The 17,391-nt window shown below is 72.4% G+C and carries 17 protein-coding genes and 1 riboswitch; of the genes, 11 read left to right on the forward strand and 6 right to left on the reverse strand.

Annotation, left to right across the window (positions count from 1 at the left end; translation table 11 throughout):
* Positions 1–28 precede the first annotated feature (28 nt).
* Positions 29–490: an acyl-CoA thioesterase gene (locus IE308_RS31075; protein ID WP_190220440.1), complete on the forward strand. Its 462-nt coding sequence runs from the start codon at positions 29–31 to the stop codon at positions 488–490.
* Here the strand turns inward: IE308_RS31075 and IE308_RS31080 are convergent.
* A complete protein-coding gene (locus IE308_RS31080) occupies positions 447–1,661 on the reverse strand; it encodes an MFS transporter (protein WP_190220441.1) in 1,215 nt (404 codons plus the stop codon). The two genes, IE308_RS31075 and IE308_RS31080, sit on opposite strands and share 44 nt — an antisense overlap.
* Positions 1,662–1,760: 99 nt before the next feature.
* Between IE308_RS31080 and IE308_RS31085 the strand changes: the two genes are divergently transcribed.
* Positions 1,761–2,948, forward strand: a complete 1,188-nt coding sequence (locus IE308_RS31085) for an ROK family transcriptional regulator (protein WP_190220442.1) — start codon at positions 1,761–1,763, stop codon at positions 2,946–2,948.
* A 39-nt stretch (positions 2,949–2,987) separates the two neighbouring features.
* Here IE308_RS31085 and IE308_RS31090 read toward each other — a convergent pair whose 3' ends face one another.
* From IE308_RS31090 to IE308_RS31105, 4 genes are all read right to left on the reverse strand, one after another.
* Positions 2,988–3,308, reverse strand: a complete 321-nt coding sequence (locus IE308_RS31090; protein WP_190220505.1) for a DUF6191 domain-containing protein — start codon at positions 3,306–3,308, stop codon at positions 2,988–2,990.
* Between the two features lie 32 nt (positions 3,309–3,340).
* Entirely contained in the window at positions 3,341–4,102 is a 762-nt protein-coding gene (locus tag IE308_RS31095) for an SDR family oxidoreductase (protein ID WP_190220443.1), read from the reverse strand.
* A gap of 112 nt (positions 4,103–4,214) precedes the next feature.
* Positions 4,215–5,102, reverse strand: a complete 888-nt coding sequence (locus IE308_RS31100) for an RNA polymerase sigma-70 factor (protein ID WP_190220444.1) — start codon at positions 5,100–5,102, stop codon at positions 4,215–4,217.
* A 166-nt stretch (positions 5,103–5,268) separates the two neighbouring features.
* Positions 5,269–7,632, reverse strand: a complete 2,364-nt coding sequence (locus IE308_RS31105; protein WP_190220445.1) for a chitinase C-terminal domain-containing protein — start codon at positions 7,630–7,632, stop codon at positions 5,269–5,271.
* A gap of 184 nt (positions 7,633–7,816) precedes the next feature.
* Positions 7,817–7,947: riboswitch (FMN riboswitch) on the forward strand.
* A gap of 156 nt (positions 7,948–8,103) precedes the next feature.
* Between IE308_RS31105 and IE308_RS31110 the strand changes: the two genes are divergently transcribed.
* From IE308_RS31110 to IE308_RS31150, 9 genes are all read left to right on the forward strand, one after another.
* Entirely contained in the window at positions 8,104–8,706 is a 603-nt protein-coding gene (locus IE308_RS31110) for a riboflavin synthase (RefSeq protein ID WP_110626862.1), read from the forward strand.
* The gene (locus IE308_RS31115) at positions 8,703–9,344 is read left to right on the forward strand and encodes a nicotinamide mononucleotide transporter family protein (RefSeq protein ID WP_110626861.1); all 642 of its coding nucleotides are present in this window, start codon (positions 8,703–8,705) and stop codon (positions 9,342–9,344) included. Before IE308_RS31110 ends, IE308_RS31115 begins: the two co-directional genes overlap by 4 nt.
* A complete protein-coding gene (locus IE308_RS31120; RefSeq protein ID WP_190220446.1) occupies positions 9,341–10,636 on the forward strand; it encodes a bifunctional 3,4-dihydroxy-2-butanone-4-phosphate synthase/GTP cyclohydrolase II in 1,296 nt (431 codons plus the stop codon). The genes IE308_RS31115 and IE308_RS31120 overlap by 4 nt, the downstream gene beginning before the upstream one ends.
* 24 nt (positions 10,637–10,660) lie before the next feature.
* Positions 10,661–11,146 (forward strand): 6,7-dimethyl-8-ribityllumazine synthase, encoded by a 486-nt coding sequence (ribH, locus tag IE308_RS31125; RefSeq protein ID WP_110626859.1) that lies wholly within the window; start codon positions 10,661–10,663, stop codon positions 11,144–11,146.
* Positions 11,147–11,180: 34 nt separating this feature from the next.
* Positions 11,181–11,453: a phosphoribosyl-ATP diphosphatase gene (locus IE308_RS31130; RefSeq protein ID WP_026249121.1), complete on the forward strand. Its 273-nt coding sequence runs from the start codon at positions 11,181–11,183 to the stop codon at positions 11,451–11,453.
* 67 nt (positions 11,454–11,520) lie between these two features.
* The gene (gene hisG / locus IE308_RS31135) at positions 11,521–12,369 is read left to right on the forward strand and encodes an ATP phosphoribosyltransferase (RefSeq protein WP_110626858.1); all 849 of its coding nucleotides are present in this window, start codon (positions 11,521–11,523) and stop codon (positions 12,367–12,369) included.
* A gap of 10 nt (positions 12,370–12,379) precedes the next feature.
* Positions 12,380–12,838: a PH domain-containing protein gene (locus IE308_RS31140; protein ID WP_110626857.1), complete on the forward strand. Its 459-nt coding sequence runs from the start codon at positions 12,380–12,382 to the stop codon at positions 12,836–12,838.
* Between the two features lie 267 nt (positions 12,839–13,105).
* Positions 13,106–14,440, forward strand: a complete 1,335-nt coding sequence (locus tag IE308_RS31145; protein WP_190220447.1) for a hemolysin family protein — start codon at positions 13,106–13,108, stop codon at positions 14,438–14,440.
* Positions 14,437–15,492 (forward strand): hemolysin family protein, encoded by a 1,056-nt coding sequence (locus tag IE308_RS31150; protein ID WP_110626855.1) that lies wholly within the window; start codon positions 14,437–14,439, stop codon positions 15,490–15,492. Before IE308_RS31145 ends, IE308_RS31150 begins: the two co-directional genes overlap by 4 nt.
* Positions 15,493–15,523: 31 nt before the next feature.
* Here IE308_RS31150 and IE308_RS31155 read toward each other — a convergent pair whose 3' ends face one another.
* Positions 15,524–17,383, reverse strand: coding sequence for an AAA family ATPase (locus IE308_RS31155; RefSeq protein ID WP_190220448.1), 1,860 nt, complete (start codon positions 17,381–17,383; stop codon positions 15,524–15,526).
* Positions 17,384–17,391: the final 8 nt, after the last annotated feature.

Below are 17,391 nucleotides of genomic sequence, written 5' to 3' on the forward strand. Positions count from 1 at the left end.
TGAACCATCCACCACAGGAGACGCACCCGTGACCGCCGAAGCCCCGATCGCCCCCGCCCTGTCGTACGGCCGGCTGATCCCCGTCACCGTCCACTTCGACGACCTCGACGCGCTCGGTCTGCTGCACAACGCCCGCTACCCGCTGATGGTCGAGCGGGCCTGGGCGGCGCTGTGGCAGGAGCACGGCCTGCGCTTCGAGGGGGACTGGGCCGCGGCCGGCGACGCCTGCAACGCCGTCAAGGAACTGCGGATCACCTACGAGGCGCCGGTGACCCGGCCCGGCGAGTACTCCGTCCACCTGTGGCTGGAGCGGCTCGGCACCACCGGCCTGACCTACGGCTTCCGCTTCTGCTCGGCCGACGGCGCCGTCACCTACGCCCACGGCAGCCGGGTGCTGGTCCGGCTCGACGCGGACACGCTGCGCCCGGCGCCGTGGAGCGACCGGTTCAGGGCCGCGGGTCGGGAACTGCTGCGTCCGACGGACGGCTGACCTTCGGCCGGTTGCGGTCGCCCGCCCGCAGCACGCCCGCGAACCCCACCAGCCCGAAGGCCAGCAGCGTCACCAGCCCGAACGACACCACCAGGCTGGTCGCCTGGGCGAGCCCGCCGATCGCGCTCGGCGCGACCAGGCCCGAGGTGTACGTGATGGTGGCGACGCCCGCGATGGCCTGGCTCGGGTTCGGGCCGCTGCGGCCCGCCGCCGCGAAGCACAGCGGCACGACGACCGCGATGCCGAGACCCATCAGCGCGAACCCGGTCATCGCCGCCGCCGGATGCCCGGAGACCACGATCAGCAGGCCGCCGAGGACGGCGAGCACACCGCCCGCGCGCACGGTGCGCACCGAGCCGAAGCGGTCCACCACCTTGTCGCCCGCGATCCGGGCCACGGCCATGGTCAGGGTGAAGCCGGTCGTGCACGCCGCGGCGAGCCCGGCCGAGGTCTCCAGCTGGTCGCGCAGGTAGACCGCCGACCAGTCCAGGCTCGCGCCCTCGGCGAACACCGCGCAGAACCCGACCGCGCCGATGAGCAGCGCGGACTTCGGCGGCAGCGCGAACCGCGGCGGCGGCTCCTCGTCCTCGGCCGGCTGGAGGTCCAGCACCCAGGAACAGGCGGCCACGCCGAGCACGGTCAGCACGGCCGCCGCCAGCGTGTGGTGCAGCCGGGCGTCCGAGCCGAGGTGCGCGGCGAGCGTGCCCGCCGCCGAGCCCGCCAGGGCGCCCGCGCTCCACATGCCGTGCAGGCCGGACATGATCGAGCGGCCCAGCCTGTTCTCCACCTCCACGCCGAGCGCGTTCATCGCCACGTCCGCCATGCCGGCGGTCGCGCCGTAGGTGAACAGCGCCAGGCAGAGGGTGAGCAGGTTGGGGGAGAGGGCCGGCAGGGTCAGCGACAGGGTCCACAGCGCGATCAGGCCGCGCAGGGCGTTGCGCGCGCCGAACGTGTGGCTGATCCGCCCCGCGAGCGGCATCGCCACGGACGCGCCGAGTGCCGGGAAGGCGAGCGCGAGCCCCAGCTGGCCGGCGCTCACCCCGGCGTGGTCCTGGATCCACGGCACCCGCGTCGCGAACGACCCGGTCACCGCGCCGTGCACGGCGAACACGGCGGCCACGGCGTACCGGGCCCGCCGCACATCGCGTTGCTCGTAGGACACTGCCTCCATGTTCCCGCCCCTCCGCCTGCCTGCTCGGTGCCTTCTGCACCGGTCCGTGCGTAAACTATCAGGAACCCTGCCTGATAGATAGCGGATACGATGGCGCCCATGCCCGCATCACCGAGCACCGCCCGGGCCATGAACGACCGGCTCGCACTGCGGCTGCTGCAACAGGAAGGCCCGCTGACGGCCGCGCAGCTGAAGCAGCTGACCGGACTGTCCCGGCCGACGGTCGCCGACCTCGTCGAGCGGCTGACCGCCGCCGGGCTCATCGCGGTGGTCGGCGAGGCGGGGGAGCAGCGCCGCGGCCCCAACGCCAAGCTGTACGGCATCGTCGCCGACCGCGCCCACCTCGCCGCCCTCGACGTGCGCACCGAGGGCGTCGCCGTCGTCGTCTCCGACCTGGTCGGCCGCATCCTCGCCGAGGGGTCCGCGCCGATCGCGGGGGAGGCCGGGACCGGGCCCGCGGTCGAGCAGGCGGTCGCGCTGGTCGAGCGGGCCGCCAAGGAGGCCGGGGCCGCGGAGCTGCACACCGTCGGCATCGGCGCGCCCGGCCTGATCGACCCCTCGACCGGCGAACTGCGCGACTCCACCGCCCTGCCCGCCTGGCACCGCCGCCTGGTGGCCGCCCTCCAGGAACGCCTGCCCGCGGCCCGGGTCAGCGTCGAGAACGAGACCAACCTCGCCGCCCTCGCCGAGCAGCGCGACGGCGCCGCCCGCGACCGGGACACCTTCGTGCTGCTGTGGCTCGGCCACGGCACCGGCGCCGCCGTGGTCCTCGACGGCTCCCTGCGCCGCGGCGCCTCGGGCGGCACCGGCGAGATCGGCTTCCTGCCGGTCCCGGGCACGGACGCGCTCCCCGCGGCGACGGACTGCGCGGGCGGCTTCCACTCCCTGGCCGGCTCCCAGGCGGTCGCGGAACTCGCCGGGCGGTACGGGGTGACGGCCACGGCGACCGGGGGAGAGCCGCGGGCGGCGGCACTGGTGCGCGAGGCCGTGGTCGCCGGGACCGAAGCGGCGGACGGCTTCCTGGACGCCCTCGCCGACCGGATCGCCATCGGGGCCGCGTCCGTCGTGGCCGTCCTCGACCCCGGCTGTGTCGTGCTCGGCGGCGAGGTGGGCCGGTCGGGCGGCGACGCCCTGGCCCGCCGGGTGGAGGAGCGGCTGCGACGGCTGTCGCCCCTGCCCACCGAGATACGCCCGTCCGCCCTGGGCGGCGCGGCCGTACTGCGCGGCGCGCTGCTGACGGCTCGGGACCGGGCCCAGGAGGAGCTTTTCGCGACCGGCGAGCGATAGCTCCGAGTGCCGGCGCGAGGCCGGGCGGACCCGCGTCTCCTACCGGCCGCCCCCGGGCACCCGGACGACCGCGGTGCCCGCGGCCAGGTCCACCGTCGTCCTGTTCGGCGGCGCCCCGTCGTCCTCGTCGTCCGGCAGCACCAGCGCCGACTGCCGTTCCTTCAACTCGTGCTGCTTGCCCGGCGACAGGCTCGCGTGCAGCAGTTCGAAGCCGGTCGCCGCCACCTGCCCCCGCCGCACGGTGTTGCGCCACGGCAGCACCCCGGCCCGTCCCGCCCGCAGCAGCAGCTGGTCGGCGAAGGCCAGCAGCGTCAGCACGACGACCAGCCCGGGCAGGGTCAGGAAGAAGACGAAGGCCATGCCCGAGTATCCGGCCGGCGCCGTGCCGGAGGTCAAGCCCGGCGGCCGGCACCCCCGTCGACGCGTGCCGCCAGGTACTCCTCGAACGTGCCCTTGCCCACCGCCCGTTCGGGCGTGAGGTGGCCGCCCTCCCGGAAGGCGCGGTAGGCCCGGCCGAACAGCGGCACGTTCGCCACCCCGCGGCGCCGGCCCGTCGCGTCCAGCCAGGCGCGGGCCAGCGAGTCGAGCGTGCGCACCTCGGGGCCGCCCATGTCGTCGACCCGCCCCGCGGGCGCCCCGAGTGCCAGCCCGGCGAGCCGGCCGGCGACCTCGGCCACCTCGATCGGCTGGTCGGACACCCCGGCCGGCAGCAGCATCACCGGCGGCTTGGCCAGGCCCTGGAAGATCCGCACCAGCAGGTCGTGGAACTGCGTCGTCCGCAGCACGGTCCAGCCCAGCCCCGACGCCTCGATCTGCCGTTCGACCGCCAGCTTGGCCTGGTAGTAACCGAAGGGCACCCGGTCGACCCCGACGATCGAGATGTAGACGAGGTGCCCCACCCCGGCCCGCCGGGCCGCGGCGATCAGATGACCGGCGGCCTTCTCGTCGCCGCCCGTCTGGGTGCTCGCGCAGTGGACGACCGTGTCCACGCCCGCGACCGCCGTGTCCAGCGCCGGGCCGCCCTCGCGCAGGTCGACGGCGTACGGCTGGGCGTGCCGGCTGAGCACCCGTACCTCGTGCCCGTCCGCGCGCAGCCGCTCGGCGACGAGCCGGCCGAGCGTTCCGGTGCCGCCGGTCACCAGGATCGTGGTCATGCTGTTCAGTCCCTCCGGACGCCGGGCGCTCCCCGCTGGAGCGCCCCTCACCGGCTGGGACCGGACAGCCCGCGGAAATGTGACAGACAGCCCGCGGAGACGTGACAGGCCGCTACGGCCGCCCGAGCTGCCGGCGCGCGAAGTCGAGCTTCTCGGGGTTCATCACGATCCGTACGTGCGCGATCCGCTCGTCGCGGTACTCGAACTCGATCACGCCGAGCAGCGCGCCGTCCGCCCACACCACGAGCCCGCTCGTCCCGTTGATCTCGGCCCCCTTCATCTCCCACGCGCCGCCGTACTTCTGGGTGACGCCGGCCAGGAACCGCAGCACCTTCTCGCGGCCCATGAGCGGCCGCAGCGCGGTGGAGACCTTGCCGCCGCCGTCGCTCCACCAGACCACGTCCTCGGCGAGCAGCTTCTCCAGGCCCGCCAGGTCACCCTCCCGGGCGGCGCTGAGGAAGGAGGCCACCAGCTCCCGCTGCCGCTCGGGCGGCGGCGCGAAGCGGCTCTCCGCGGACTCGATCCGCTGTACCGCGCGCCGGTAGAGCTGGCGGCAGTTGGCCTCGCCCAGCTCCAGCACCTCCGCGATCTCCCGGTGGCCGTACCCGAACGCCTCCCGCAGGACGTACACCGCGCGCTCGGTCGGCGTGAGCCGCTCCAGCAGCACCAGCAGGGCCAGCGACACCGCCTCGCGCTGCTCCGCCGACTCCAGCGGGCCGAGCGTGCCGTCGGAGGTGACGACGGGCTCCGGCAGCCAGGGCCCGACGTAGCTCTCGCGGCGGGCCCTGGCCGAGGTGAGCCGGGACAGGCACAGGTTGGTGACGACCTTGGCGAGCCATGCCCCGGGCTGCTCGATCTGCGTCCGGTCGGCGCCGCTGAACCGCAGATAGGCGTCCTGGACGGTGTCCTCGGCCTCGTGGGCGGAGCCCAGCATGCGGTAGGCCAGGCCGAACAGCCGGGGGCGGTGCGCTTCGAACTCGTCGGCGGGAGCGGTCGTCATGCCCTCACATTGCCACGCCTCCGCGCGACGGAAGCGGGAGGCCCGGTGAGGGCGGAGGACCCGGCGAGGACGGAGGGCCCGGCGGGGGTGGAGGCCCGGCGGAGGTGGAAGGCCCGGCGGCGGGCAAGGGCCGTCGTCACCGCCGCCGAGCCGGTCCGTGCGGGCGTCAGCAGGCGCCGAGGTCCTGCCACACCCCCCATTCACCGGTGGTGCCCGGCTCCTCGCCCTTCGTCCACCACTTCGCCTTCCAGGTGCGGGACTTGTGCGAGACCGTGCTGCCGCCGCCGTACTCCGTCGTCGCGGACCAGGCCGGCGCGGTGCACGCACCCGGGGTCGGAGTCGGGGTGGGCGTCGGGGTCGGCGTGGGAGTGGGCGTCGGGGTCGGGGTCGGCGTGGTCGTCCCCGGTTCCACCACAGTGGTCCCGCGGGCGAGGTCCCCGGCCAGCGCGTACGTCTTCCCGCCGAAGGTCACCGTCCAGTTCGACGGCGTCGACACCGGCAGGTAGTACACGAAGTCCAGCTCCACCGACGCGCCCGGAGCCAGCGTCTGCCAGCTCGGCAGCTTCAGCGAGACGCGGTGGTAGTCGCCCTTGAGGCCGCCGACGTTCGACCCGGTGTGGTCGCTGCGGATCACCGTCGTACCCCACCCGGACTGGTCCTTGGCGTTGCCGGGTGCCGAGGTGCCGTAGTCGAACCGGAACTCCGTGCCGCCCGGCAGGGTCACCGACGTGTTGTTGGTGATCTTCAGCTTGGGGCTGATCGGGTAGTTGGAGTCGCCGAGCGGGAACTGCCCGAAGTCGACGCCGATCTTCAGCGCCTCGGCCGGCAGGTCGATCGTCGACCGCTTCGCCCCGTAGGGGGAGGCCGCCTTGAACTTCTCGTACATCGCGGACGTCAGCGTCGAGCCCGGCTCGTACTGCCCCTTGGCCGCGTTCCAGCCGTAGTCGCCGGCCAGCTCCCACACCATCGTGCCGCCGATGCCGCGCGAGACGACGTAGTCGGCCTTGGCGTTCACCGACTGCTCGTCCTCGGTGGACAGGAAGACCTTCTTCTCGGCGTTCCACAGCCAGGGCGCGACCAGCGTGGCGTCGTACTTGCGCGCGTACGTGCCGGTCAGCTTGGTGCCGCTGGGGAAGCCGTACCGGGTGACGTAGTCGCCGACGATGCCCTTCTCCAGGTTCTTGGCGTGCCACATCGGGTTCGAACCGGCGGGCGCCTCCTGCCCGTTGGTGTCCAGGTCGTGCCAGAGGTTGTCGATGCCGGTGGCGCCGTCACCGCACTTGGTCAGCCCGGAGCCGGCCGGGCAGGAGGTGGTGGCCGCCCTGCCCCACAGGCCGTCCGTGCCGCCGGTGACGTTCTTGAAACCGCGGGTGTAATAGGGCAGCCCGATGTTGATCCGGCCCGCCGGCATCGAGCCGCGGAAGTAGTGATAGGCCCAGTCGGTGTTCAGGTAGCCGATTCCGCCGTACTGGGACGTGGAATACACGCCCGCCGCGGCGAGTTCGGCGTCCTTTCCGTCGTCGAAGAGGGAGGCGTTCGGGCCGACGTACTCGTTCCAGGCGCCGTGCAGGTCGTACGACATGATGTTGACGTAGTCCAGGTACTTCTGGACCTGGAAAGTTTCCATGCCGCGCAGCAGGTATCCCGACGAGGGCGCCGCCACAGACAGCAGATAGTGCCGGCCGTCCGCCGCGCCCGCCCGGTCCAGCCGCTCGCGCAGGGTCTTCATCAGCGCCGCGTAGCCCTTGACCAGCCCGGCCCGCCGCGGGTTGGACAGCGACCAGTCGAGCGGGTTGCCCGCGTCCTTCATCGTGGTCGGGTACTCGTAGTCGATGTCGACGCCGTTGAAGCCGTACTTCCTGACGAAATCGACGGCCGAGTCCGCGAACGTGTCGATGCCGGCCTGGTTGACCGAGCCGTCGGCGTTCGTCGCCATCGCGTAGAAGCCGCCCGAGTTCACCCGGGTGCCGTTGTCGTCGAAATAGCCGCCGGTCTCCGCCCAGCCGCCGACGGAGATCAGCGTCTTGACGTTCGGGTGCTGCTTCTTGAATTTGTTCAGCAGGTTGAAATGGCCCTTGTAGGGGAGTGCCGGGTCCATGTCCGCGCCGGCCACGCCGGGCCAGGTCATCCCGGTCGCCGCGTTCGCCGGGCCGTCCGCCCCGACGGAGATCCGGTTGCCCCCGTCGACGTGCGCGAACGCGTAGTTGACGTGGGTGACCTTGTCCCACGGGATGTCCGGGGCGAGGTAGGCCGGAGTGCCGTCCTTGCCGGTGCGCCAGCCGGTGAAGTAGCCGATCACCCGGCGCTGGTGGTCGGCGCCCATCTTCTCCCGGCCGGCCTCGTCGTAGACCGAGCAGTACGGGACGGAGACGCCGGGCGTCTGGTACAGCCCGTCGGGGCGGCAGGACTCCTGGTCGGCGGCGTGCGAGACGGTCGCCGGGAGGCCGGCCACGAGCAGGCCCGCGACCGCCGCGGCGCCCGCGAGCAGGGCGGGTCTCGCGCGATGACGAGGACGTGTGGGGGACAGCAAAGTCGGTTCCTCTCCACGGAAGTTGGGCAGACCCTAGAGAGGACTAGACCAGTGCGTCAATAGGTATGGACCAATGCTCTTGAGGGGTGCGGGAAGGGCTCGACGGGAGGACTTGTGAGCCACCCCACACAGATCACCCGCATGGACGCATGGCGGCCGTGGCACACTGGCCCTGTACCAGAAGCAGCGCACTCCGGGGTCGGTGAAAGTCCGAACCGGCGGTTACAGTCCGCGACCCGGTCGCCTCCAGCGGCCGGTTGACCAGGTGAAATTCCTGGACCGACGGTTAAAGTCCGGATGGGAGGCAGTGCGCGGCGGGCGGGCATGCGTTCATGCGCGCCGCCGTAGTTCTGGGCTCGTCCGTGTGCGGACGGGTCCTCTTCGGCGTCGCTTTCCGTGTGCTCACCTGTTCACTCTGTCGTCATCGACAGCCCCGGAGTCCGTGCCCGAAGAGGCAGGAGGACCCGGGAAGTGTTCACCGGAATCGTCGAAGAGCTGGGCGAGGTCACGGCCGTCGAGACCCTCGACGACGCCTGTCGCTTCCGCCTGCGCGGCCCCGTCGTCACCGAGGACGCCAAACACGGCGACTCCATCGCCGTCAACGGCGTGTGCCTCACCGTCGTCGAGCACGAGGGCGACGAGTTCACCGCCGACGTCATGGCGGAGACCCTGAACCGCTCCAGCCTCGGCGCCCTCACCGTCGGCTCCCGCGTCAACCTCGAACGCCCCATGGCCCTCGGCGCCCGCCTCGGCGGCCACATCGTGCAGGGCCACGTCGACGGCACCGGCGAGATCCTGGAGCGCAAGCCCTCCGACAACTGGGAGCTCGTCAAGATCTCCCTCCCCGCCGACCTCACGCGGTACGTCGTCGAGAAGGGCTCCATCACGGTCGACGGCATCAGCCTCACCGTCGTCGACGCCGGACCGGACTACTTCACGGTCAGCCTCATCCCGACCACCCTCGCCCTGACCACGCTCGGCCTCAAGCAGCCCGGCGACCCGGTCAACCTCGAGGTGGACGTCGTCGCCAAGTACGTCGAGCGGCTGCTCGGCACCCGGGGGGCAGCGCAGTGAACTGGCTCAACACCGAGGCCTTCACCCTCTTCGGCCAGCACATCATCTGGTCCGACATGACCGGCAACATCCTCGGCCTGACCGCCCTCGCCCTCGGCTGGCGCCGCGCCCTGCTGACCTGGCCCGTGCAGTTCCTCTCCGGCCTGGTCCTCTTCACCGCCTTCTACGGCCACCTCGCCGGCAGCGCCGGCAAGCAGGTCGTCGTCATGGCCGTCGCCCTGTACGGCTGGTGGCAGTGGCAGCGCGGCAAGGGCGGCGCCGACGACGGCCGGATCAGCGTCCGCTTCGCCACCTGGCGCGAGCGCGCCGCCATGCTCGCCGCGGCCGCCGCGGGCACCGTCGCCGTCGCCCTGCTCTTCAAGGCCTACCCGTCCCTGTCCTGGGACCCCTGGCCCGACGCCTACATCTTCGTCGGCACCGTCGTCGCCATGTACGCCCAGGCCAAGGGCATGGTCGAGTTCTGGTTCGCCTGGCTGCTGGTCGACCTCGTCGGCGTCCCCCTGAACTTCGCCAACGGCTACGCCTTCTCCGGCTTCGTCTACGTCATCTACGGCGCGCTCGTCCTGTGGGGCATGCGCGACTGGTGGCTGCGCTCCCGCCGGAGCCCGCAGCCCGCCCTGGAAGGAGCCCCGGCATGACCACGGCACCGATCCTCCACCCCACCGACGGCATCGAGGACTTCCGGCTCGACCCCGTCGAGCAGGCCATCGCCGACATCGCCGCCGGCCGCCCGGTCGTGGTCGTCGACGACGAGGACCGCGAGAACGAGGGCGACCTCGTCATCGCCGCGGAGAAGGCGACCGAGGAGATCGTCGCCTTCATGATGAGCGAGTGCCGCGGCCTGATCTGCGCCCCCATGGAGGGCGACGAACTCGACCGGCTCGACCTGCCGCAGATGGTCCAGGACAACACCGAGTCGATGAAGACCGCCTTCACCGTCTCCGTCGACGCCTCCGCCGCGCACGGCGTCACCACCGGCATCTCCGCCTCCGACCGCGCCACCACCCTGCGGCTGCTGGCGAGCGGCGCCGCCGAGCCCACCGACCTGGTCCGCCCCGGCCACATCTTCCCGCTGCGCGCCCGCTCCGGCGGCGTACTCACGCGCAACGGCCACACCGAGGCCGCCGTCGACCTCGCCCGGCTCGCCGGACTGCGCCCGGCCGGCGCCATCGTCGAGATCGCCGGCGAGGACGGCCGCATGCTCCGGCTGCCCGAGCTGATCCCGTTCGCCCGTAAGCACGGCCTGACGATCATCTCCATCGAGGACCTGATCGCCTACCGCCGCAGCGCCGAGCCGACCGTCCGCCGCGAGGCCGAGGTCCGCCTGCCCACCGCGCACGGCACCTTCACCGCGTACGGCTACCGCTCCACCGTCGACGGCGTCGAGCACGTCGCCCTCGTCCACGGCGAGATCGGCGACGGCCGCGACGTCCTTGTCCGCGTCCACTCCGAATGCCTCACCGGCGACGTCTTCGGCTCGCTGCGCTGCGACTGCGGACCCCAGCTGGACACCGCCCTGGACCGCATCCAGGCCGCCGGGCGCGGCATCGTCGTCTACCTGAGGGGCCACGAAGGACGCGGCATCGGCCTGATGTCCAAGCTGCGCGCCTACGAGCTGCAGGAACGCGGCCGCGACACCCTGGACGCCAACCTGGAGCTGGGCCTGCCGGCCGACGCCCGCGACTACGCCGCCGGCGCGCAGATCCTCGCCGACCTCGGGGTGGCGAGCGTCCGCCTGATGACCAACAACCCCGACAAGAGCGACGCGCTGCTCCGGCACGGCATCGAGGTCACCGGCCGCGAGCCGATGCCCGTGACGGCCGGCGAGCACAACCTCCGCTACCTGCGCACCAAGCGGGACCGGATGGGCCACGACCTGCCCTGGCTGGACGCGGCCCCCGCCGCGGCCTCCACCTGCGGCAACCAGTAAAGACACGGCAAGGAGAGACACGACGTGAGCGGCAAGGGCGCACCGGAACTGTCCGTACGCAACGCGGGCGACCTGCGGGTCGCCGTCATCGCGGCACAGTGGCACGAAAAGGTGATGGACGGCCTGGTGGACGGCGCCCTGCGCGCCCTGCACGAGATGGGCATCGACGAGCCGACCCTGCTGCGCGTCCCCGGCAGCTGGGAACTGCCGGTGGCCGCCAAGGTCATGGCCAAGCGCGGGTACGACGCGGTCGTCGCCCTCGGCGTCGTCATCCGCGGCGGCACCCCGCACTTCGACTACGTGTGCCAGGGCGTCACCCAGGGTCTGACCCAGGTCTCCGTCGAGACCGGCGTCCCCGTCGGCTTCGGCGTCCTCACCTGTGACGACGAGCAGCAGGCCCTGGACCGGGCCGGGCTTGAGGGCTCCAGCGAGGACAAGGGGCACGAGGCGGTGACCGCTGCGGTGGCGACCGCGACGACGCTCCGCTCAGTATCCGAACCCTGGCACTGAGGAGTGGCCCGCACCGCGTAGGGTTAGGACCACCATGTCCAAGAAGACGTTCGAGGAGCTCTTCACCGAGCTCCAGCACAAGGCCGCCACCGGCGATCCCGCCACTTCCCGCACCGCCGAACTGGTGGGCAAGGGCGTCCATGCCATCGGCAAGAAGGTCGTCGAGGAGGCCGCCGAGGTCTGGATGGCCGCCGAGTACGAGGGCAAGGAGGCGGCCGCCGAGGAGATCTCGCAGCTGCTGTACCACGTCCAGGTGATGATGGTCGCCCGCGGGATCTCCCTGGACGACGTCTACGCCCACCTGTGATCCGCCCGCCCGCGAAGCCGTAAGAAGCCGTAACCACACTCCCCTTCACACAAAGGAAGCCGACCTCATGCTGCGCATCGCCGTCCCCAACAAGGGTTCCCTCTCAGGCCCTGCGGCGGAGATGCTGCATGAGGCCGGCTACCAGCAGCGCCGCGAGTCCAAGGAACTGCGGATCGTCGACCCGGAGAACGAGGTCGAGTTCTTCTACCTCCGCCCCCGCGACATCGCGATCTACGTCTCCTCCGGCAAGCTCGACATCGGCATCACCGGACGCGACCTGCTGATCGACTCCGGCGCCGACGCCGAGGAGATCCTCCCGCTGGGCTTCGCCCGCTCCACCTTCCGCTTCGCCGCCAAGCCCGGCACCGCCGGCGGCGTCGCCGACCTCAAGGGCCGCACGATCGCCACCTCCTACGAGGGGATCGTCACCCAGCACCTGGCCGAGCAGGGCATCGACGCCTCCGTCGTCCACCTCGACGGCGCCGTCGAGACCGCCATCGAGCTGGGCGTCGCCGACGCCATCGCCGACGTCGTCGAGACCGGCACCTCGCTGCGCAACGCCGGCCTGGAGGTCTTCGGCGAGCCGATCATGAAGTCCGAGGCCCTCGTCATCCGCCGTACCGGCGCGGACGCCGAGGAGCCCAAGGTGCAGCAGTTCCTGCGCCGCCTGCAGGGCGTCCTCGTGGCCCGGACGTACGTGATGATGGACTACGACTGCCGTGTCGAGCAGCTGGAGAAGGCCGTCGCCCTCACCCCCGGCCTGGAGTCGCCGACCGTCTCCCCGCTGCACAACGAGGGCTGGGTCGCCGTGCGCGCCATGGTCCCGGCCAAGGAGGCCCAGCGGATCATGGACGACCTGTACGCGATCGGCGCGCGGGCCATCCTGACCACGGCCATCCACGCCTGCCGTCTCTAAGAGGCCCCACATGTCCGACCTCCCGCCCCTGCCCGACCTCCCCGTCACCTTCCGGCCGGCCCGCACCCGCGTGGTGCTGCTCACCGCCGCCGCGGTGATCTTCGTGGTGATCTCGACGGTCGGGCTGCTCCTGGAGCAGCTCGGCCCGGGGGAGAAGCTCAGTTTCGTCTTCACCGGCGCGCTGATCGCCGGCGTGCTGCTGTGGCTGTCCCGGCCCAAGGTCGTCGCCGAGGAGTCCGGGGTGACCGTCGTCAACTTCGCCGGCACCCGCCGGCTGGAGTGGGCGGAGATCCTCAAGGTGAACCTGCGGGTCGGCGACCCCTGGGTCTTCCTCAACCTCAGCGACGGCACCAGCCTGCCCGCGCTCGGCATCCAGCCCGGCATCAACAAGGAGCGGGCCGTCGCCGACGCCCGCACCCTGAGCGCGCTCGTCGAGGCCCGCACGGTCCAGGAGCCCGGCCAGGGCTGACCGACCCGCATCAGGGGCGGCTCAGGGGTGACTCGGGGCCCACTCGGGGACGTCCACCCTGCCGCAGTCGCCCCTGTCTTGATTAATCTGGGGGCGGAGACGTTTTTCGCTGCGCCTCCGCCCCTGAGCGCCGCCCGGCGCCCGGGGGTTCCTGCTACCCGAGGAGTGACCCTCTCCGGCGATGGACGGATCGTCCTGTAGTACCTGCGCCGCCCCCTCCCGACATACCGCGGACCCGGTCCGCGCGCACGCGGAGGCGGCGGCATCATGACCATCCCCCTGCTGCTCCTGGCAGCCGCGTTCCTGCTCATCCTCGCCAACGGCTTCTTCGTCGCCGCCGAGTTCGGCCTCGTCACGGTCGAGCGCCCGGAGGCCGAGAAGGCCGCCGCCGAGGGCGACACCCGCGCCCGTACGGTCGTGGAGTCGCTGAAGCACCTGTCCTTCCAGCTGTCCGGCACCCAGCTCGGCATCACCATCACCTCCCTGGTCGTCGGCATGCTCGCCGAACCGGCCCTCGCCCAGCTGCTGCACGGCCCGTTCACCGCGATCGGCATCCCCCAGGGTGCCGTCGGCGGGGTCGCCGTGGTCGTCGGCATGCTGCTGGCCTCCGCCGTGCAGATGGTGATCGGCGAGCTGGTGCCGAAGAACTGGGCGGTCTCCAAGCCGCTCCAGGTCGCGCGCTTCGTCGCCGGCCCCCAGCACGTCTTCTCCCGTCTGTTCCGGCCGGTCATCGCCGCGCTCAACGCCGTCGCCAACCGCCTCGTGCGGGCGCTCGGCGTCGAGCCGACCGACGAGCTGGCCTCCGCCCGCACCCCCGGCGAGCTGGTCTCGCTGGCCCGGCACTCCGCGCAGGCCGGCGCGCTGGAGCAGGACACCGCCGACCTGTTCGTACGGACCCTGTCGCTGGGCGAGCTCACCGCGCAGCACGTGATGACCCCGCGCGTGAAGGTCAGCGCCCTGCAGTCGTCGGCCACCGCCGAGGACGTCGTCAACCTGACCCGCGCCACCGGCCTGTCCCGCTTCCCCGTCTACCGGGAGAAGATCGACGAGATCGTCGGCATGGCGCACCTCAAGGACGCCCTGGCCGTCCCGGTCCACGACCGGCTGCGCACCCCCGTCGGGCGGATCGCCCGCCCCGCGCTGCTCGTGCCCGAGACCCTGCCGGTGAAGCCGCTGCTGGCCCGACTGCGCAGCGAGCAGCCCATCGCCGTCGTCGTCGACGAGTACGGCGGCACGGCGGGCGTGGTCACCCTGGAGGACATCGTCGAGGAACTCGTCGGCGAGGTCCGCGACGAGCACGACGGGCAGGACCTGCCCGAGCTGGCCCCGGCCCCGCCGGAGGACGGCCGGCCCGCCTGGGACGTCGACGGCGGGGTCCGCGTCGACGGCCTGCAGCGCATAGGCCTCGTCGTGCCCGAGGGGCCGTACGAGACGGTCGCCGGCCTCGTCGCCGACCTGCTCGGCCGGATCCCCGCCCCCGGCGACCGGGCCGAGCTGCCCGGCTGGCGGCTCTCCGTGCGCCAGGTCGGCCACTACCGCGCCGAGCGGGTCCGCCTGGTGCGCACGACGCCGGTCGTGAACGTGATGGAGGCCGCCCGATGACCGTCCTCCAGCTCGTCTTCGCCGCGCTGCTCGTCCTCGCCAACGGCTTCTTCGTCGGCGCCGAGTTCGCGCTGGTCTCCGTCCGCCGCAGCCAGATCGAGCCGCTGGGCACCGCCCGGGCCCGGCAGGTGCTGTACGGACTGGAGCGGCTGCCGCAGATGATGGCCGCCGCCCAGTTCGGCATCACCGTCTGCTCGCTGACCCTGGGCGCGGTCGCCGAACCGACCGTCGCCCATCTGCTGGAGCCGGTCTTCGAGTGGATCCACCTGCCGCACGGCATGATCCACCCGCTCGGCTATGTCATCGCCCTCGCGGCGGTCGTCTTCTTCCACCTCGTCATCGGCGAGATGGTCCCGAAGAACCTCGCCATGGCCGCCCCGGAGAAGGCCGCGCTGTGGCTGAGCCCCGGGCTGGTGTGGTTCGCCCGCCTGTGCAAGCCGATCACGGTGTCCCTCGGCGCGTGCGCCCAGGCCATCCTCAGGCTGTTCCGGGTCGAGCCGAAGGACGAGGTCGAGGCCGTCGTCACCAGCGAGCAGCTCAACCGCCTGCTGGAGGACTCCGGCCAGGCCGGCTTCCTCGACCCCGAGGAGCAGGAGCGGCTGGAGGACGCACTGGAGCTGGGCTCCCGCCCGGTGACGGACGTCCTGCTGAAGCGGGAGGACCTGATCACGGTCAGGCCCTCGGTCACCCCGGGCCAGATCGTCGACCTCACCGCCCGCACCGGCTACTCCCGCTTCCCCATCGCCACGGAGTCCGGCGCCTTCATGGGCTACCTGCATGTGAAGGACGTCCTCGACCTGGAGGACTCCGAGCGCGCGGTGCCCCAGCACATCTGGCGCCCCATGACCACCCTGCGCGCCGAGCTGCCCCTCGACGACGCCCTCACGGTCATGCGCCGCGCGGCCACCCACCTGGCCCAGGTCGCCGACGCGAGCGGCAGGGTGCTGGGCCTGGCCGCGCTGGAGGACGTACTGGAACTCCTGGTGGGCGAGGTGCGCGACCCGGCGCACCGCGAGTCGCGGGAGGAACAGGAGCAGGTGCTGGCCTCCTGACCGGATGCGGGGGCCGCGCGATCCGCACCCGCTAGGCCAGCGGATCCTGCGGCCCCCGCCCGCTCAGCACCTCTCCGTACGCCTGCATCAGGTCCGGCAGCCGCAGGGTCGCCAGGTCCTCCCGGGACAGCGGGCCCGGGTACGCTGACAGCCGCAGGTCGCGGTAGGCGCAGCTCTTCTCGTACAGCGTCCGCAGGAACCGCCCGTTGCCCAGCTCGTCGATCCAGCCCTGGTCCACGACGTGCCCGGCGATCGACCGAAGCTCGTCCAGGGCCTCCTCGTCCCACTGGTCGCCGTTCTCCGCGGCGAGCACCTTGCCGATCTCGGTGAGTTCCAGCGGCCGGTAGGAGGGGAAGTCGACGCGGGTGGTGAACCGGGAGGACAGTCCGGGGTTGGCGGCGAGCAGCCGGTCCATGCCCTCCGGGTAGCCGGCCAGGATCACCACCAGGTGGTCGCGGTTGTCCTCGGCCCGCTTCAGCAGCACCTGCAGCGCCTCGTCGCCGTACGCGTCCCCCTTGCCGTAGCCCGAGTTGGACAGCGAGTAGGCCTCGTCGACGAAGAGGACCCCGCCGAGCGCGGAGTCGATGAGCTCGTTGGCCTTCACGGCGGTCTGCCCGAGGTACTCGCCGACCAGGTCGGCCCGCTGCGCCTCCACGAGATGGTCGCCGCCGAGCAAGCCGAGGGCGTAGAAGACCCGGCCGAGGATACGGGCGACGGTGGTCTTGCCGGTGCCGGAGGGGCCGGAGAAGACGAAGTGCCGTTTCGGCGGCTGCACCGGCAGCCCCTGCCCGGCGCGCAGCCGGGCCATGTTCAGCTGCGCCGACAACGCCTTCACCTGGCGTTTGACCGGCTCCAGCCCCACCATGCGCTCCAGCTCGGCGAGCGCCTCCTCCAGTAAGCCCGGGTCGGTCGGCCCCGCGGGCAGCGTGACCGGCGCGACGGCGGTCTTCTCGCGCACCGCGGGATCGGCCGCCGAGGGCAGCGGACCGGCGGGTGGCTCCGGGTCGGACACCTTCAGGTCGCGGCCCTCGGTGTCGTACAGCGGGTCCAGGCCGTCGGGTCCGTCCAGCCCGTCCCCGCCCGCCCCGGCGAGCACGATCCCCGCGAGGTCGGCCGGGTCGTCGTACCCGTCGCCCTCGGCGATCGCCGCGAGGCGGGCCGCGGTGTCCATGAAGGCCGGGTCCACGCGGTGCACCGCCCGGTACAGCGGCAGCGCGGCGGCGGAGCGGCCGGTGCCCTCGTGCGCCCGGGCCAGCCAGTAGCGCAGCTCCTTGCGCTGCGGCTGCTCGCTGCGGCAGCGCATCAGCGCGGCCGACAGCAGCGGCTCGGCCTGCCCGTACATCTCCAGCCGGACCCGGGCCATGCCGCCGAACAGCCCGGCCTCGATGCCCAGCAGCGGATCGTCGATCAGCGGGTCGGTGTGCCGGACCAGCTGCTCCCAGTCCTTGACCAGATAGGCGCGGCAGGCGTGCAGGAAGCGGACCTGCTGGTCGGTGTCGACCGGCGGCAGCCCGGCGAGGGCCCGGTCCAGTTCGGGGACGTGCCGGCCGTCGAGCCAGTGGGAGGCGTGCGCGAGCAGCAGGTCACGGGGGCTCTCCAGCACCGGCTGCACCCACCAGCCCAGCCAGTACCAGGAGTTGAGGGTGCGGCGGTGCCGGGTACGCTGCTCGCCGAAGCGGTCGCGGTGGCGGTACATCCGCAGCAGCGCCGTCGTCGTGTCCACGCGCAGCGCGTGCAGCCCGAGCCAGGCGTCGGCCATCCCCGAGTCGATCCGCACCGCCGCCCGGAACTCCTCCTCCGCCTGCGGATAGGCGCCCATGGTGTAGGCGTCCACGCCTCGCAGCCAGGCGAGGTCGGCCGGGCCGTCGGGGCCCTGCATGCCGAAGTCCATCACGTCCC

It is taken from the genome of Streptomyces griseosporeus (genome assembly GCF_014656055.1).
Taxonomy (GTDB): domain Bacteria; phylum Actinomycetota; class Actinomycetes; order Streptomycetales; family Streptomycetaceae; genus Streptomyces; species Streptomyces griseosporeus.

Excerpts from the sequence above, each read along its gene's own strand:
- IE308_RS31080 (WP_190220441.1), bottom strand. The coding sequence starts at position 1,661 with ATGGAGGCAGTGTCCTACGAGCAACGCGATGTGCGGCGGGCCCGGTAC.
- IE308_RS31085 (WP_190220442.1), top strand. The coding sequence starts at position 1,761 with ATGCCCGCATCACCGAGCACCGCCCGGGCCATGAACGACCGGCTCGCA.
- IE308_RS31090 (WP_190220505.1), bottom strand. The coding sequence starts at position 3,308 with ATGGCCTTCGTCTTCTTCCTGACCCTGCCCGGGCTGGTCGTCGTGCTG.
- IE308_RS31095 (WP_190220443.1), bottom strand. The coding sequence starts at position 4,102 with ATGACCACGATCCTGGTGACCGGCGGCACCGGAACGCTCGGCCGGCTC.
- IE308_RS31100 (WP_190220444.1), bottom strand. The coding sequence starts at position 5,102 with ATGACGACCGCTCCCGCCGACGAGTTCGAAGCGCACCGCCCCCGGCTG.
- IE308_RS31120 (WP_190220446.1), top strand. The coding sequence starts at position 9,341 with ATGACCACGGCACCGATCCTCCACCCCACCGACGGCATCGAGGACTTC.
- IE308_RS31130 (WP_026249121.1), top strand. The coding sequence starts at position 11,181 with ATGTCCAAGAAGACGTTCGAGGAGCTCTTCACCGAGCTCCAGCACAAG.
- hisG (WP_110626858.1), top strand. The coding sequence starts at position 11,521 with ATGCTGCGCATCGCCGTCCCCAACAAGGGTTCCCTCTCAGGCCCTGCG.
- IE308_RS31140 (WP_110626857.1), top strand. The coding sequence starts at position 12,380 with ATGTCCGACCTCCCGCCCCTGCCCGACCTCCCCGTCACCTTCCGGCCG.
- IE308_RS31145 (WP_190220447.1), top strand. The coding sequence starts at position 13,106 with ATGACCATCCCCCTGCTGCTCCTGGCAGCCGCGTTCCTGCTCATCCTC.
- IE308_RS31150 (WP_110626855.1), top strand. The coding sequence starts at position 14,437 with ATGACCGTCCTCCAGCTCGTCTTCGCCGCGCTGCTCGTCCTCGCCAAC.
- IE308_RS31155 (WP_190220448.1), bottom strand. The coding sequence starts at position 17,383 with ATGGACTTCGGCATGCAGGGCCCCGACGGCCCGGCCGACCTCGCCTGG.